This is a genomic window from Variovorax frigidus, assembly GCF_051216515.1.
GTDB lineage: Bacteria > Pseudomonadota > Gammaproteobacteria > Burkholderiales > Burkholderiaceae_C > Variovorax.
The window spans coordinates 736,130-750,757 of the sequence record NZ_JBPJZF010000001.1; the positions used below are offsets into that span (position 1 = coordinate 736,130).

Sequence of the window (14,628 nt, forward strand, 5' to 3'; positions counted from 1 at the left end):
TCGAACGCGCACACTGGTCTTGCGTGAGACACCGCGGAACCGGCTTTGCCGGGCCGATGGTGTCGCCCCCTGGAAGGGGGAAGGCGCACGCGACACGAAGTGCGCGAAGACTCGGGGGTCAGTTCAATTTCGGCAGATCGGCGCCCAGCCACTTCTGATACAGCTTGTTGAGTTCGCCGTTGGCCGTGTTCTTCTCGACGAAACCGTTCACGCTCTTCAGCAGTTCTTCCTGGCCCGGACGCATCGCGATGCCCATGGCTTGCTGCACCAGCGTGAACTTGTTCTCGAAGGTGTTGGCCGGCACGCGCTTGGCGATCTGCGCCGCGACGGTGACCGAGCAGCCGATGGCATCGACCTGGCCCGACATCAGGGCCTGCATGGCCGAGGCGTCGTCGTCGAAGCGGCGGATCTCCGTGCCTTCCGGTGCGGCCTTGGTCACGGCCACGTCTTGCGTGGACGCGCGGGCGACGCCGATGCGCTGGCCCTTGAGGTCGGATGCGCCCTTGATGTTGGCGTCCTTCTTGCCGTACAGCACGATGGTCGCGGCCGCGTAGGGCGTGGAGAACTGCACCTGCTTCGAACGCTCGGGCGTCACGGCCAGCGAAGCGACCAGCAGGTCGACCTTGTTGGTCAGCAGGAAGGGAATGCGGTTCGGGCCGGTGACCGGCACGATGTTGGCCTTGACGCCCCACTCCTTGGCCAGCAGCTTGGCCACGTCGGCGTCGTAGCCGTCGGGCTGGTTCTGCGCGTTGGTCGTGCCGTAGGGCGGGAAGTCGACCAGCATGCCGATGGTGACTTCACCCTTCTTCTTGATGTCGGCGATCGACTGCGCGGTGGCGAAGGGTGCGAACACGGTGAGCGCGGCGCCCAGGCCGAGAGCGGCGATGGCAGCGCGGCGGGTGGTGGTAACGGTCATGGGATGTGTCTCCTGAATGAATGAAAGGAAGCGACGAGAAAAGAATCAGCGTGATGGACGATCGATTCGTGGAACACCGCGGAACCGGCTTTGCCGGGCCGCTGGTGTTGCCCCCGGCGAGGGGGTTGGCGAAAGCGACACGAAGTGCGCGAAGACGGGGGGTGTGTTCATCTTGCCAGCGCCTGGGCGCGGCGGCGCTCCATGCGCGAGGCCAGCAGCGACAGCGGCCAGCAGATCGCGAAGTAGATCGCGGCCACGGTGGCGAACACCTCCAGCGGCTGGAAGGTCGCGTTGTTGATGATCTGGCCGGCGCGCGTGACCTCGGTGAAGCCGATGATGGCCGCCAGCGAGGTGCCCTTGATGATCTGCACCACGTAGCCGACGGTCGGCGCGAGCGCGATCTTGAAGGCCTGCGGCAGCACCACGTCGCGCATGCGAGCGACGTAGCGCAGGTTGAGCGCCTGGGCGGCCTCGATCTGGCCGCGCGGCACGGCTTCGATGCAACCGCGCCAGATCTCGCCCAGGAAGGCGGCGCTGTTGAGGATCAGCGCGGCACCCGCGGCGACCCACGGGTTGATGTCCAGCCCCAGCACCGGTGCGCCGAAGAAGATCAGGAACAGCTGCAGCAGCAGCGGCGTGCCCTGGAAGATCTGGATGAAGGTGACGGCGATGCCGCGGGCCGCACGGCTCTCGGAGGTGCGCGCCAGCGCGATCACCAGGCCCAGCACCGCGCCGCCGACGAAGGCGATCAGCGACAGCGCCAGCGTCCACTGGACGGCCTGGAGGATGAAGAGGAATTCGGGAAAGCCGAAGGTACGCATGTCGAGTCTCAGTCTGTCAGCGAACGAACAATCAGGAGGTCAAGTCGACGCCGGCTTGGTCGGGAAACACCGCGGAACCGGCTTGCCGGGCCGCTGGTGTTGCCCCCGGAGGGGGTTGGCGAAGCGACACGAAGTGCGCGAAGACTGGGGGCGAGACCAGTGACACCGCGGAACCGGCTTTGCCGGGCCGCTGGTGTTGCCCCCGGTAGGGGGTTGGCGAAGCGACACGAAGTGCGCGAAGACTGGGGGCGAGCCATTGCTATCGACGATCCGGATAGTTGAGGGTCCGCTGATAGATCAGCTTGAAGAGGCCCGAGAAGGCCAGCGCCAGCAACAGGTAGATGCCTGCCACCACGATGTAGATCTCGAAGCTGCGGAAGGTCTGCGACTGCAGGTTGGCCGCGACAGAGGTCAGGTCGTCGGCCGAGATCACCGACACCACGGCCGAGCTCAGCATCAGCAGGATGAACTGGCTGGTGAGCGCCGGGTAGATGGCCTTGAGCGCGGGCTTGATGATCACGAAGCGGAAGATCTCCCAGGGCTTGAGATTGAGCGCGCGGCCCGCCTCGATCTGGCCCCTGGGAATCGACTCGATGCCCGCGCGGATGATCTCGGTGGCATAGGCGCCGAGGTTCACCACCATCGCGGTCAGCGCGGCCGTGTAGGGCGACCAGCGCAGGCCGATGGCCGGCAGCGCGAAAAAGAAGAAGAACAGCTGCACGAGGAAGGGCGTGTTGCGGATCACCTCGATGTAGGCATTGACGATGAAGCGCAACCAACCGGGGCCCGAGGTCTTGCCCCAGGCGCAGAAGATGGCGACGACGAGGCCGAGCACGGTCGCCACCAACGAGAGCTGGACGGTGATCCATGTGCCCTTGAGGAGCAGTGGCCAGGCGGCAAAGACCGCGTCGAACTGGAATTGGTAATTCACTGGGCAAATCCTGCGGACAGGCAAGCGATGCGTGGGCTGGCCAGTGTATGAAACCGGTTTCAGACGAAACATCGGGGTTTACCCTTGTATGCAAGTTGCGTGGATCAGGCCGAGAGCCAAGGCCATTGCAGGGGCATCGGACGGCAACGGGCCGCTTCTTGGGCAAACTTGCTGCGTGGTCTCGCCCTCACCCACGCCCCCTGCCCTGCTGCACCGCTGGCTGCACCATGCCGTGGACGTGCGACCGGACGAGGTGCGCGCAACGCTGCTGGGCTTCGGCTGGTTCTTCTGCCTGCTGGGCGGCTACTACCTGCTGCGACCGCTGCGCGACGCGCTGGGTCTGGCCGGCGGCGCGGACGAACTGCAATGGCTGTTCAGTGCCACCTTCGTCGCGATGCTCGCGCTGGTGCCCCTGTTCGGCCTGCTGGTCACGCGGCTGCCGCCACGGCGCTTCGTGCCGCTGGCCTACCGCTTCTTCACCGTGAGCATCCTGGTCTTCTGCGTGCTGATCGCGAGCGGCGTGCACAGCGCCTGGGTGGGCCGCGTGTTCTTCGTCTGGATCAGCGTCTTCAACCTGTTCGTGATCAGCATCTTCTGGAGCGTGCTGGCCGACTGTTTCAGCAATGCACAGGGCCGGCGGCTGTTCGGCTTCATCGCGGCCGGCGGCACGGCCGGCACCTTCGTCGGACCGGCGCTGGCCGCTTCGCTGGTCACGACGCTCGGGCCGGTCGCGCTCACGCTGGGCGCGGCACTGCTGCTCGAGGCCGCGCTGCAGTGCTTCCATCGGCTGTACCCGCGCGACGGCGAGGCACCCGCGCACGACCGCGCGGCAGGCGCCGCCACTGCGACCGGCGACGACCGCGCCATCGGCGGCAGCGTGCTGGCCGGCCTGGCGCTGATCGCGCGCTCACCCTACCTGCTGGGCCTGTGCGGCTACCTGCTGCTGCACACCGCGGCCTCGACCTTCCTCTACTTCGAGCAGGGCCGCATCGTGGCCGGCGCCTTCGCCGACACCGCCTCGCGCACGCGCTTCTTCGCGCTGGTCGACTTGGGCGTGTCGACACTCACGTTGCTGCTGCAGCTCTTCGTCACCGGGCGGCTCATAAAGCGCTTCGGCGTGGGCACGGCGCTGGTGCTGCTGCCGATCGCCTCGGCGCTGGCCTTCGCGGCGGTGGCGCTCTCGCCCACGGTGCTCGTGCTGGCCGGCGCACAGGCGCTGCGACGTGCCTTCGACTACGCCATCGCGCGGCCCGCGCGCGAGGTGCTGTTCACCGTGGTCGGCCGCGAGGCCAAGTACAAGGCCAAGAACGCGATCGAGACCGTGGTCTACCGCGGTGGCGACGCGGTCAGCGGCTGGATCTCGGCCGGCCTCGGCGCCCTGGGCGTGGGCTTCGCGGGACTGGCGGCGCTGGCGATTCCGCTGGCGGCCGCATGGGCCGTGCTGTCGCTGTGGCTCGCGCGGCAGCAGGAGCGGCGCTTGTACGCATCCTCGGGGAACTCGACCGCGCCCGGGGCATCCACCGCAGGACACGCTGCCGATTGACACCCCTTCCTTCTCAGGAGTCGCCATGCCACCGTTGCCACACGCCCACCCCGCCGGACTCACGCGCGCCCAGGTGCTGCGCATGGCCGTCGGCCTGTCGACCGGCGTCGCCACCGCCGGCCTGCCCTTCGGCGCCGCCGCGCAGCAGAAAACCACCATGAACACCCGCCCCATCCCTTCCACGAAGGAAGCCCTGCCCGTGATCGGCTGCGGCACCTGGGTCGGCTTCGGCCACGCACCCGGCAGTGCCGAGTACCAGCGCCTGCCGGGTGTGCTGCAGGCACTGTTCGACGCGGGCGGCACGGTGCTCGACAGCTCGCCGATGTACGGCCGCGCGGAGCAGACCACGGGCGAACTGCTGAGCGCTTCCAAGGACCGTGCCAAGGCCTTCCTCGCGACCAAGGTCTGGACGCGCGGGCGCGAGGCCGGCATCGCGCAGATGACGCAATCCTTCGCCCATCTCAAGGCCGAGCGCATCGACCTGATGCAGGTGCACAACCTCGTCGACTGGCGCACCCAGCTCGCGACGCTGCGCGAGTGGAAGGCCCAGGGCCGCATCCGCTACATCGGCATCACGCACTACACGGCCTCGGCCTTCGGCGATGTCGAGGCGGTGCTGCGCGCCGAGAAGCTCGACTTCCTGCAGATCAACTATTCGATCGACGACCGCGCGGTCGAGCAGCGCCTGCTGCCGCTCGCGGCCGAGCGCGGCGCGGCCGTGATCGTGAACCAGCCTTTCGGCGGCGGTGGATTGCTGCGCGGCCTGCGCGACAAGCCGCTGCCCGCATGGGCCGCCGAGATCGGCGCCACGAGCTGGGCGCAGGTGCTGCTCAAGTTCACGCTGAGCCACCCGGCCGTGACCTGCGTGATCCCGGGCACCAGCCGGCCCGAGCACATGACCGACAACGCGAAGGCGGGCTTCGGCGATGTGCCGGATGCAGCGTTCTGGCGGCGGCATGCGGCGTCGGTGATTGGCTAGCAGGGCCTGTTCACACGATCTCCGGGGTCGCGGAGGCCAGCCATGACGGGCCTTCCCGACCTTGCCGCGTGGCACATCGAATCGGTCGCGACTCAGGCCTGGCTTCGATCGGGCGACGGTGTGCGCACGCGCGCCGGGTTGCCCACCACGGTGGCACCGGCCGGCACGTCGCGCGTGACCACGCTGCCCGCGCCGATCAGCGCATCGTCGCCCACGGTCACGCCAGGCAGGATGATCGCGCCGCCGCCGATCCAGACGTTGCGACCGATGTGGATCGGTCGGCCGAACTCGAGCCCCGAGGCCCGCTCCTGCGGCGAACGCGGATGGTCGGCCGTGAGGATCTGCACGCCAGGACCGATCTGCGTCTTGTCGTCGATCGTGACTTCGACCACATCGAGGATCACGCAATTGAAGTTGAGGAACACGCCCTCGCCGACCGTGATGTTGAAGCCGTAGTCGCAATGGAAAGGCGGCCGGATGCCCGCGCCCTTGCCGACCGATGCGAAGCGCTCGACCAGCAGCCGATGCCGCTCGGCGCTGGTGCCGCCCAGCGAGGCGTTGTAGCGCACGAGCCATTCGCGCGTGGCCGCGAGGTCGGCCTGGATTTCGGGGTCGCCGGCGTCGTAGAGATCGCCGGCGAGCATCTTCTGCTTCTGGGTGCGGGTGTCGAGGGTCATGGCCTCATTGTGGCCAGCCCTCGCCTGCCGTGCTGTCGGACAAGGCGGCCAATGTCGAACGGGCCGCAAGCATGGCCGCCCAGCTACAGACCGCTGGAACGTGTGAAGGAACCGTCGCGAGCAGGTTCATTCGCACGTTCTCAGAACTTGTAGTTGAGCGTGGCGAGCACGCCGCGCGGCGCGCCCCAGGCACCGTGGCTGTAATAGCCGAGCTGGCTGTAATAGGCCTTGTCGAAGACGTTGTTCACGTTGACCTGCAGCGACAGGCGCGGATCGAACTGGTAGCGCGCCATCAGGCTGACCAGCGCATAGGCCTCCTGCTCGACACGTTCCCGGCCGTTGGGACCGCTCGCGATCGTGTAGTTGCTGCTCTGCCAATTGACGCCACCGCCCAGCGTGAGCCGGTTCCAGTTGCCGCCCAGGCGATAGCTCGTGAACAGCCGCAGCAAGGTGCGCGGCTGGTTGGTGTTGACCGTCACGTCGAGGGCGTCCTTGGCCGTGTAGTGCGTGAAGCCGCCCGACAGGTTCCAGCCCGGCAGCAGCTCGCCCGAGACGTCGATGTCGACGCCCGTGCTGCGCACGCCCTTGGCACCGTAGTAGGCCTGGTCGAGGCCGCCGGGAATCATGAAGTCGCCGTCGGCCTGCGCGAGGTTCTCCTGCTGGATCCTGAACAGCGCGACCGAGGTGTTGAGGCGGCCGTCGTGGAAACTGTTCTTCAGTCCGAGCTCGAAGTTCTTGCCCACGATCGGGTCGAGGTAGCGGCCGTTGCGGTCGCGCGCATCCTGTGGGTTGAAGATGCCGGTGTAGCTCGCATACGCGGTGGTGCGCTTCGTGATGTCGAAGGTCAGGCCCGCATAGGGAATGAACTTCTTGTCCTCGCGCAGAGTGTCCACGTTGCGGTCGCGCCAGGTGCTGTAGCGGCCGCCGACGATCAGGTTCGTGCGCTCGCCGAGCGAAAAGCGCGCCGCGCCGTAGAAGCCGCGCTGCGTGACCTTGCCCTCGTCCAGCGTCCGGCTGGCGCTCCAGTCGGGCTCCGGGTAAGCGCCGTTCCAGCTTTCGTCGAACACCACGGGCGCGAGGTTCTGCGCCTGGCGGTAGTCGTAGCGGTACTTCTGCTCGCTGTTGATCAGGCCGAAGGTCAGCTCGTGCTTGCGGCCCAGCAGTTCGATCGGGCCGCTGAACTGCGCGTTGAGCGTGTCCTGCTCGCGGTAGCCCTTGTAGATGCTGCCGATCGCCTTCATGCCCAGGCCGCTGGTCCGGTCGGGCCAGCCCGTGAGGAACAGCAGCTTGGTGTCGAGCGACTGCTTGCTGTGGGTCAGGCCCACGTGGGCCTTCCAGTCGTTGTCGAAGCGGTGTTCGAGCGTGGCGAAGGCCGTTTCGGTCTGCGTGGCCCAGTACGACCAGTTGGCCGCCGGCGTCGCGGAGCGGTCCCAGTTCGTGCGGGTGCCGTCGCCGAACCACAGCGGAAAGCCGCCCCACGGCGTGCCCTTGGGGTCGTTGTCCTGGTAGTCGGCACCGATGCTCAGCTTGGTCGAGGGCGTGAGGTCCGCATCCACCACACCGTAGAAGACCTTCTTCTTCACATTGTTGAGCTTCACGTACGAATCGCTGTCCTGGTAGGCGGCCACGATGCGGCCCCGTACCCGGCCGTCGGCCGTGATCGGCGTGCTCAGGTCGACCGAGCCGCGGTAGTTGCTCCACGAGCCCGCGCCCAGCGACACCTCGCCCGCCAACACCTTGCTGTCGGCGTGCTTGCGCACCAGGTTGATCGAGGCCGCGGGGTTGCCCGCGCCCGTCAGCAGGCCGGTGGCGCCGCGCACGACTTCCACGCGGTCGTAGAGCGCGGCATCGAGTTCGGACTCGCCCGCATACCAGTTCGAGGTGCCGGCCGTGGGGATGCCGTCGTACTGGAAGTTGGTGATCGAAAAGCCGCGCGCGTAGTACGTCATGCGGTTGCCGTCGTTGATGCTGGCCGAGATGCCCGTGGTGTTGGCGAGCACATCGGTCAGGCTCTGCAGGCGCTGGTCTTCGATGCGCTGCTGCGTCACGATGCTGATCGACTGCGGCGTGTCCTTCAGCGACAGCGCGAGGCCGGTCGCGGCCGCGGTCGCGCGCGTGGTGTACGAGCCCGTGCCTTCGGTGGTGCCGCTGCGATCGGCCTGCGCGCTCACCGTGACCGACGGCAAGGTCGCATCCGCCGCGCCCGTGGCGACGGGCTGGACCGTCAACGTCGTGCCTTCCACCCGCCCCTGCAGGCCCGAGCCCTGCAGCAGTTCATTCAACGCGCTGCGCGGATCGCGCGTGCCCTGGAGGCCGCGCGCCTGCTTGCCCTGCACCTGCGCGGGCGAGAACGCGAGTTGCAGGCCGGACTGGTCGGCCAGCGCCTTGAGTGCGCTCGCCAGCGGCTGGGCGGGAATGTCGAACACGACGTTCTGCGCCAGGGCGGACTGGAGCGACAGCGCAAAGCCGAGGGCGGCAACGGCGCGTGCCAATCCGGTGCGGCGTGCCTGGAGTTTCTTCTGCATGACGGGGACCTTGGTTGGTTGTTTCGGGTTCACAACCTGTAAGACCCACGAGCGGAAAAAACGGGGCAGACTTTTTGTTTTGCGAGACGCGCTATCGCGCGGTCAGCGGTGCGCGATCTCGATGCTGCCGTCGGCCTGCCGATCGACGCGCACGGGCAGCACGCTCGGCAGCGAGGCCAGCCAGCCGTGTGCGTCGGCCACGCGCACCTTGCCGCTGATCGGCAGGCGTGCGGCCGCGGGCGTGACGCGCAGCGCCGCGGGCGAATAGCGCGCCACGCGGGCCAGGGCATCGGCCAGCGGCACGGCGTCGAATTCGAGTTCGCCGTTGCGCCAGGCGGCGGGGTTGGCGACGCTCGTCAGCGCACGCCCTGCGCCGGATATCCGCAGGCTCTGGCCGGCGCCGAGTTCGGCGCTTTGCCCGCTGGCATCGACACGCACCCTGCCCGACTCGACCTGCACGATCACACCCCGGCCACCGTCGATCTCGACGCCGAAGCGCGTGCCGAGGACCGTGACCTCCACGCCGAGCGCCTGCACGATGAAGGGACGCGCCACATCGCGTTGGACCGCGAAAAAGGCCGCGCCTTCTTTCAGCCGCGTGAGGCGACGTTCGGCCGTGTAGTCCACGTCGAGGCGGCTCTGCGCATCGAGCGTGACTTCCGAGCCGTCGGGCAGGTTGCGCTGCAGCATGCGGCCACGCAGCGTGGCCAGCGTGCTCTGGAATCTCAAGGCCTCGCGCTGCACGTGCTGCCACACGGCCGTGCCGCTCACGCCCACGGCGAAGACGCCCAGCAACGCGGCCAGCGACTTGCGGCGCCCGGTGCGCGTCGTGGTGGCCTTGTCCTTGTCCGCCGTGTGCCGCCACTGGTGCAAAGCCTGCTCGATGCAGCGCGTGGCTTGCGCGATGTCGCGCTTGACGGTGTCGATCGACAGGCCGAGGCGATCCGCGATGTCGACCTGCTTCTCGCCGTGCAGGCCGTGCGCGAGGTAGGCGTCGCGCACCCGCGCCGGGAGGCTGGCCAGCGCGGTCTCGACGCTGGCCACCGCCTGGCGGTACATCGCGCTCTCGGCCACGTCGGGCGCCTGGGCCGGCGCGGCGCCGTCGATCTGCCCGCACTCGGCCAGGTAGCCCTGCAGCCAATTGCCGCGCCGCAGGTGGTTCATCGCCACGTTGTGCGAAATGGTGAACAGGTAGGCCCGCGGATCGGCCAGCGCGGCCTCCTTGTCGGGCGCGCGCTCGGCGATGCGCAGCCAGGTGTCGTGCGCCAGGCCGCGCGCGTCTTCCACGCTGCCTGTGCGGCGCGCGATGTAGCGCACCAGCTCGGCGTAGTGCTGCTCGAAGACGGCGAGAAGAGCGCCGTTCGACGGCGTGGATGGATTCATGAGGCCGGGATCATAGCCGGTCATGAGAATGATTCTCAATAGAAAGAGATTCGATCCGGGGAAACGGGCTCAGCGCCCTGCCCGCGCCGGCCGCCGATCCAACAGCGCGTCGCGCGCACTGAACACCTCGACCACCTGGTCGCGAAAGTCCTTCATCAGCGCCGAGAAGTAGGCATTGCGGCGCCAGAACAGGCCGATCTGCAAGGCCCATACCGGCGCCGGCGCGGGCAATGCAGCGAGGCCTGCGCCGGTACTCGCGCCCAGCGAATCCGCGGTCATCACGGTCAGCAGGTTGCTGCTGCGCACCAGAGGCGCGAACACCGCGGGCGAGGCATCGGTCTGCAGGAAGGCCGCCGGCATCTCGATGCCCGCCTCGGCGAACATCGATTCGACCCAGGTGCGCAGCGCGATGTTCGACGGCGGCAGCGCCCAGGCCTGCCCCGCCATGTCCTGCAGCGTGAAGGGTCGCCGGTGCAGCGGATGGCCCTTGCGCGCGACCACGAAGGACTGCTGCTCGCCCAGCACCACGCAGGACAGCGCAGCCGGCGTCTCGGCCTGCACCGCCGCGATCGCGAAGTCGAGCAGCCCGGTTTCGAGCTGGTGCATCAGCACGCCGCTGAGCTGCACATGGGCCTGAAAGCGCACGTCGCGCGATGCGCTCAGGAACGAGGCCAGCACCGGCGTCACGACCGACTCGACCACGGCCGGCACGGTGCCGATGCGCAGTTCGCCCGATTGGCCGGTCTTGAGGTCCTGCACCTCCTGGCGCATGTCGTCGACCATCTGGCCCAGCCGCAGGTTGCGCGCGTACAGCGCCTGGCCGATGGCGGTCAGCGCCACGCCGCGTGGCGTGCGCTCGAACAGCCGCACGCCCAGCGAAGTCTCGAGCCGCTGGATGGCCTTGGACAGCGCCGGCTGCGTCACGCCCAGCACGTCGGCCGCGCTGTGCAGGTTGCCCAGTTCGGCCGCGATCCTGAACGATTGAAGGTCCTTGAGCTGCATGGCGGAGAGTCGACGACCGATTCCAGATCGTTATCGCAAAACCCCATGATAGGTCTGGTCGCACAGGCGGTCGATTTCCATAATGGGCCGCACAGCGCGACGCGGCGGGCCTTGTCCCGGCGCCCCAGACGCTGGCCAACGGAGACAACAGACATGCAGAAGACATCCGCCCATCGGGCACAGGACGCGCTGCGTCTTGCCGCCCTCGCCGTCCTGGCCACCTTCGGAATCGGTCTCGCCAGCGCACAGGAGGCCTATCCCGGCCGCCCGATCCGCGTCGTCGTGCCCTACCCGGCCGGCGGCAACACCGACATCATTGCGCGCGAGGTCATGAAGGAGGTCGCGGGCCGGCTGGGCCAGCCGGTGGTGATCGACAACAAGCCCGGTGCCAACAGCATCCTGGGCACCGACATCGTGGCCAAGGCCGCGCCCGACGGCTACACCCTGCTGGTGGTGATCGGCGCCTATGCCAACAACGAGGCGCTCTACCGCAGCCTGCCCTACAAGCCCACCGACCTCGCGCCCATCGCGCAGCTCACGCGGACCTCGCTGGTGCTGGTCACGGCGCGCCCGGGCCTGCGCACGCTGGACGACCTCGTGCGCTCGGGCGGCGACGCCAACGCGCCGCAGAGCTTCGCCAGCAGCGGCGTGGGCTCGGCCGCGCACCTGCTGGGCGAGCGCTTCGCGCGCACCACCGGCATGAAGGGCGCGATGCACGTGCCCTACAAGGGCACGGCCGATGCGACCACCGACCTGGTCAGCGGCCGCGTGGGCTTCATGTTCGACGCGATCTCGGCCATGGGCCCGCACATCCGGCCGGGCAAGCTCACGGCGCTGGCCGTGACCGGGCAGGAGCGCTCGCCGCTGCTGCCCGAGGTGCCGAACCTCAAAGAGCTGGGCCATCCCGAGCTCGTGACCTACGCCTGGGCCGGCGTGATGGCGCCGGCACGCACGCCACCGGCCATCGTGCAGCGGCTGGCCGGTGAGATCGCCACCGTGATGAAGGGTGCCGAACTGCGCACCCGCCTCGCGGCCATCAGTACCGAGCCCGTGGGCAGCACGCCCGCGGAGTTCGCGCGCTTCATCGCGCAGGAGGCCAAGGTCAATGGCGACGTGATCCGGCAACTCCACATTTCGCTGGACTGACCCGATGAGCAAGAAGACCGTGAAGATCGGCGGCGCCTGCGCCTTCATCGGCGACAGCCTGATCGGCCCGCGCCAGCTCGTCGATGTCGACGGCATGCAGTACCTGGTGTTCGACTACCTGGCCGAGATGACGCTGTCGAGCTTCGCCCAGGCGCGCAAGACGAATTCCGCGCTGGGCTACGCGAGCGACTTCGTCGAGGTGACGCTGCGCGAGATCCTGCCGCGCTGCCTCGAACGCGGCATCCGGCTGGTGGCCAATGCGGGCGGCCTGAACCCGCGCGGCTGCGCGGCGGCCATCGAAGCATTCGCGAAGGAAATGGGCTGCGCGCCGCGCGTCGCCTTCATCGAGGGCGACGACAGCCTCGACCTGCTGCCCGCGCTGGCGGCCGAGCACACGCCCGACTTCTACACCGGCGACGCGATGCCGGAGGCCATCGACAGCGCCAACGTCTACCTGGGCGCATTGCCGATCGCACGCGCACTGGCGCTCGGTGCGGACATCGTGGTCACCGGGCGCATCGTCGACAGCGCCACCACGCTGGGCGTGCTGATCCACGAGTTCGGCTGGGCCGCCGAGGCCTACGACCGGCTCGCAGCCGGTTCGCTGGCCGGCCACATCCTCGAATGCGGCGCCCAGGCCACCGGCGGCATCTTCACCGACTGGGCCGAGGTGCCCGACTGGGAAAACATCGGCTATCCATACGTCGAATGCGATGCCGAGGGCGGCTTCGTCGTCTGCAAGCCCGACGGCACGGGCGGCTGCGTGACCCCGGCCACGGTCAGCGAGCAGATCCTCTACGAGGTCGGCGACCCGGCGCGCTATGTGCTGCCCGACGTGGTCTGCGACTTCACCCAGGTCACGGCCGTGGCTGCCGGCCCCGACCGCGTGCGCGTGACGGGCGCACGCGGCATGGCGCCGCCGCCGACCTACAAGCTCGCCGCGACTTACCAACAAGGCTGGCGCTGCACCGCGCAGGTCTCCGTGTTCGGCGCCGACGCGGTGGCGAAGGCGCGCCGCACCGGCGATGCGCTGCTGGGCCGCGTGCGCAGGCTGCTGCGCGAGAGGGGAATGGACGACGTCGAGCGCAGCGCCGTCACGGTGCTGGGCGCCGAGGACAGCTACGGCCCGCACGCCGCACTCAGCGTGCTGCGCGAGGCGATCGCGCGTGTCGCGGTCACGCATGCGAGCAAGGAGGCGCTGGAGCTCTTTTCGCGCGAGGCGCGTGCACCGGGCGTGTCCTTCGCGCCCGGCACCACCAGCGGCAGCGCGCTCACGCTCAACGGGCGCGCCGCGGTCGAGCCGCGCTATCGGCTGTATTCCTGCCTCGTGGCCAAAGACCGCCTGCCCGCACCGCGCGTCGTGATGGGCCAGCACGAAGAGCGCGTGGCGATTCCCTGCGGCGGCGAGCCGGTACGGCCGAGCGCAGCCGCACCGAGCGCCGGGCCGGGCAGCGCACAACCGATGGCGACGGCCGCGTCGATGCGCCAGGTCCCGCTGATCTCGCTGGCCTACGGCCGCTCGGGCGACAAGGGCGACACCTCGAACATCGCGGTGATCGCGCGGCGCCCCCAAGACCTGACGCTGCTCCGCCGCGTGCTCACGCCCGAGCGCGTGCGCGCCTACCTCGCGCACCTGGTGCACGGCGAGGTCACGCGCTACGAAGTGCCGGGGCTCGGCGCCTTCAACTTCTTCATGACCGAGGCGCTCGACGGCGGTGGCCCGACGTCGCTGCGGCCCGACCCGATGGGCAAGGGCATGGCGCAGCTGCTGCTGGGCATGCCGATCCCGCTGGACTGAAGCGCGTCAGCCCTGCGCGCCGAAGAAGTCGCGCAGCAGCCGGTTCGTTTCTTCGGCACGCTCGTACTGCACCCAGTGGCCAGCGCCATCGACCACCACACCGCGGCGTCGCGGATGCTGGGCAACCAGGCCGGCCACCAGCGGGCGTGGATCGGCCGTGACGTCGTACGCGCCCCAGACCAGCAATTGCGGACCGTCGTGCGCGGCCAGCGCGGCCTGCAGGCCGCCCGCGAGCGAGACGTCCTTGCTGCGAAAGCGCGTGCCGTGGCAGGAGATGTCGTGGATCGCGAAGGCCAGCGCATCGATCGCGGCCGGGTCGTGCAGCATCAGCGCGCCCAGGTTGTGATGCAGCGCGGCGATCTCCGCGGCACGGTCGGGTGCAGCGCGCCAGTTGACCATCTCGACCGTCATGCGGCGCAGCGTGCCGTGGCCGCCGCTGCCCAGCAGCGCGATCCGGCGCACCGCGCCGCGGCGGGCCGCGAACTGCGCCGCGGTCAGGCCGCCGAAGGAGAAGCCGCCGAGGTCGATGACCGTGCCCGCGCCGATCAACGCATCGAGCGTGCCGCTCAGCGCGCGCAGCAGCGGGTCGATGGCGGCCTCGCCCGCCGCGGGTGCGGGTGGCACGCCGGAATCGTGGAAGCCCGGCATGTCGGGCAGCCACAGCGCACGCTCGGCCGACAGTGCCTCGATGTTGCGCAGCCAGTGCATCCAGCTGCCGTGGCCGCCGTGCAGCAGCACCAGCGGCGGCAGTGCAGACGCGTTGGGGCCGAAGCGGCGCCAGCGCACGCGCACGCCCTGGTGCTCGGCATCGTGCCGGGTGGCGCGTGCATCGATCTGCGCGAGCAGGCGGCGCGCGTCGGCGTCGGTGGTGGCGGTGAGGAAAGAGGGGGAGGCGTTCACCCGCCCA

Annotated in this window: 12 protein-coding genes; 4 read left to right on the forward strand and 8 right to left on the reverse strand. The window is 69.1% G+C overall.

The features are described 5' to 3' along the window. Positions 1–118: 118 nt before the first annotated feature. The 3 genes from ACSFBC_RS03450 to ACSFBC_RS03460 all read right to left on the reverse strand — a co-directional run bounded on the left by ACSFBC_RS03450 (position 119) and on the right by ACSFBC_RS03460 (position 2,668). Positions 119–916, reverse strand: coding sequence for a transporter substrate-binding domain-containing protein (locus tag ACSFBC_RS03450; RefSeq protein WP_435508896.1), 798 nt, complete (start codon positions 914–916; stop codon positions 119–121). 167 nt (positions 917–1,083) lie between these two features. Next, positions 1,084–1,737 carry an amino acid ABC transporter permease gene (locus ACSFBC_RS03455; RefSeq protein ID WP_435508897.1) on the reverse strand — a complete coding sequence of 218 codons (654 nt, stop codon included), beginning with the start codon at positions 1,735–1,737 and terminating at the stop codon, positions 1,084–1,086. A 259-nt stretch (positions 1,738–1,996) separates the two neighbouring features. Further along, positions 1,997–2,668 (reverse strand): amino acid ABC transporter permease, encoded by a 672-nt coding sequence (locus ACSFBC_RS03460; RefSeq protein ID WP_435508898.1) that lies wholly within the window; start codon positions 2,666–2,668, stop codon positions 1,997–1,999. A 175-nt stretch (positions 2,669–2,843) separates the two neighbouring features. Between ACSFBC_RS03460 and ACSFBC_RS03465 the strand changes: the two genes are divergently transcribed. Next, entirely contained in the window at positions 2,844–4,211 is a 1,368-nt protein-coding gene (locus ACSFBC_RS03465) for an NTP/NDP exchange transporter (RefSeq protein WP_435508899.1), read from the forward strand. Positions 4,212–4,236: 25 nt separating this feature from the next. Beyond that, entirely contained in the window at positions 4,237–5,190 is a 954-nt protein-coding gene (locus tag ACSFBC_RS03470; RefSeq protein WP_435508900.1) for an aldo/keto reductase, read from the forward strand. A gap of 92 nt (positions 5,191–5,282) precedes the next feature. On the opposite strand, the gene ACSFBC_RS03475 is transcribed toward ACSFBC_RS03470, so the two are convergent. The 4 genes from ACSFBC_RS03475 to ACSFBC_RS03490 form a co-directional block, all read right to left on the reverse strand. Beyond that, positions 5,283–5,867, reverse strand: a complete 585-nt coding sequence (locus tag ACSFBC_RS03475; protein WP_435508901.1) for a sugar O-acetyltransferase — start codon at positions 5,865–5,867, stop codon at positions 5,283–5,285. Between the two features lie 140 nt (positions 5,868–6,007). Continuing rightward, complete coding sequence (fhuE, locus tag ACSFBC_RS03480; protein WP_435508902.1) at positions 6,008–8,392, reverse strand: ferric-rhodotorulic acid/ferric-coprogen receptor FhuE; 2,385 nt, start codon at positions 8,390–8,392, stop codon at positions 6,008–6,010. A gap of 102 nt (positions 8,393–8,494) precedes the next feature. Beyond that, positions 8,495–9,799 carry a sigma-70 family RNA polymerase sigma factor gene (locus tag ACSFBC_RS03485; protein WP_435508903.1) on the reverse strand — a complete coding sequence of 435 codons (1,305 nt, stop codon included), beginning with the start codon at positions 9,797–9,799 and terminating at the stop codon, positions 8,495–8,497. Between the two features lie 45 nt (positions 9,800–9,844). Then, positions 9,845–10,777: a LysR family transcriptional regulator gene (locus ACSFBC_RS03490; RefSeq protein WP_435508904.1), complete on the reverse strand. Its 933-nt coding sequence runs from the start codon at positions 10,775–10,777 to the stop codon at positions 9,845–9,847. Positions 10,778–10,930: 153 nt separating this feature from the next. Here ACSFBC_RS03490 and ACSFBC_RS03495 point away from each other — a divergent pair, with 153 nt between their 5' ends. Both ACSFBC_RS03495 and ACSFBC_RS03500 read left to right on the forward strand, forming a co-directional pair. Continuing rightward, positions 10,931–11,923: a Bug family tripartite tricarboxylate transporter substrate binding protein gene (locus ACSFBC_RS03495; protein WP_435508905.1), complete on the forward strand. Its 993-nt coding sequence runs from the start codon at positions 10,931–10,933 to the stop codon at positions 11,921–11,923. A gap of 4 nt (positions 11,924–11,927) precedes the next feature. Then, a complete protein-coding gene (locus tag ACSFBC_RS03500) occupies positions 11,928–13,721 on the forward strand; it encodes an acyclic terpene utilization AtuA family protein (protein ID WP_435508906.1) in 1,794 nt (597 codons plus the stop codon). Between the two features lie 6 nt (positions 13,722–13,727). Here ACSFBC_RS03500 and ACSFBC_RS03505 read toward each other — a convergent pair whose 3' ends face one another. Further along, on the reverse strand, positions 13,728–14,621 hold the full coding sequence (locus ACSFBC_RS03505) for an alpha/beta fold hydrolase (protein WP_435508907.1): 894 nt from the start codon (positions 14,619–14,621) through the stop codon (positions 13,728–13,730). Positions 14,622–14,628 lie beyond the last annotated feature (7 nt).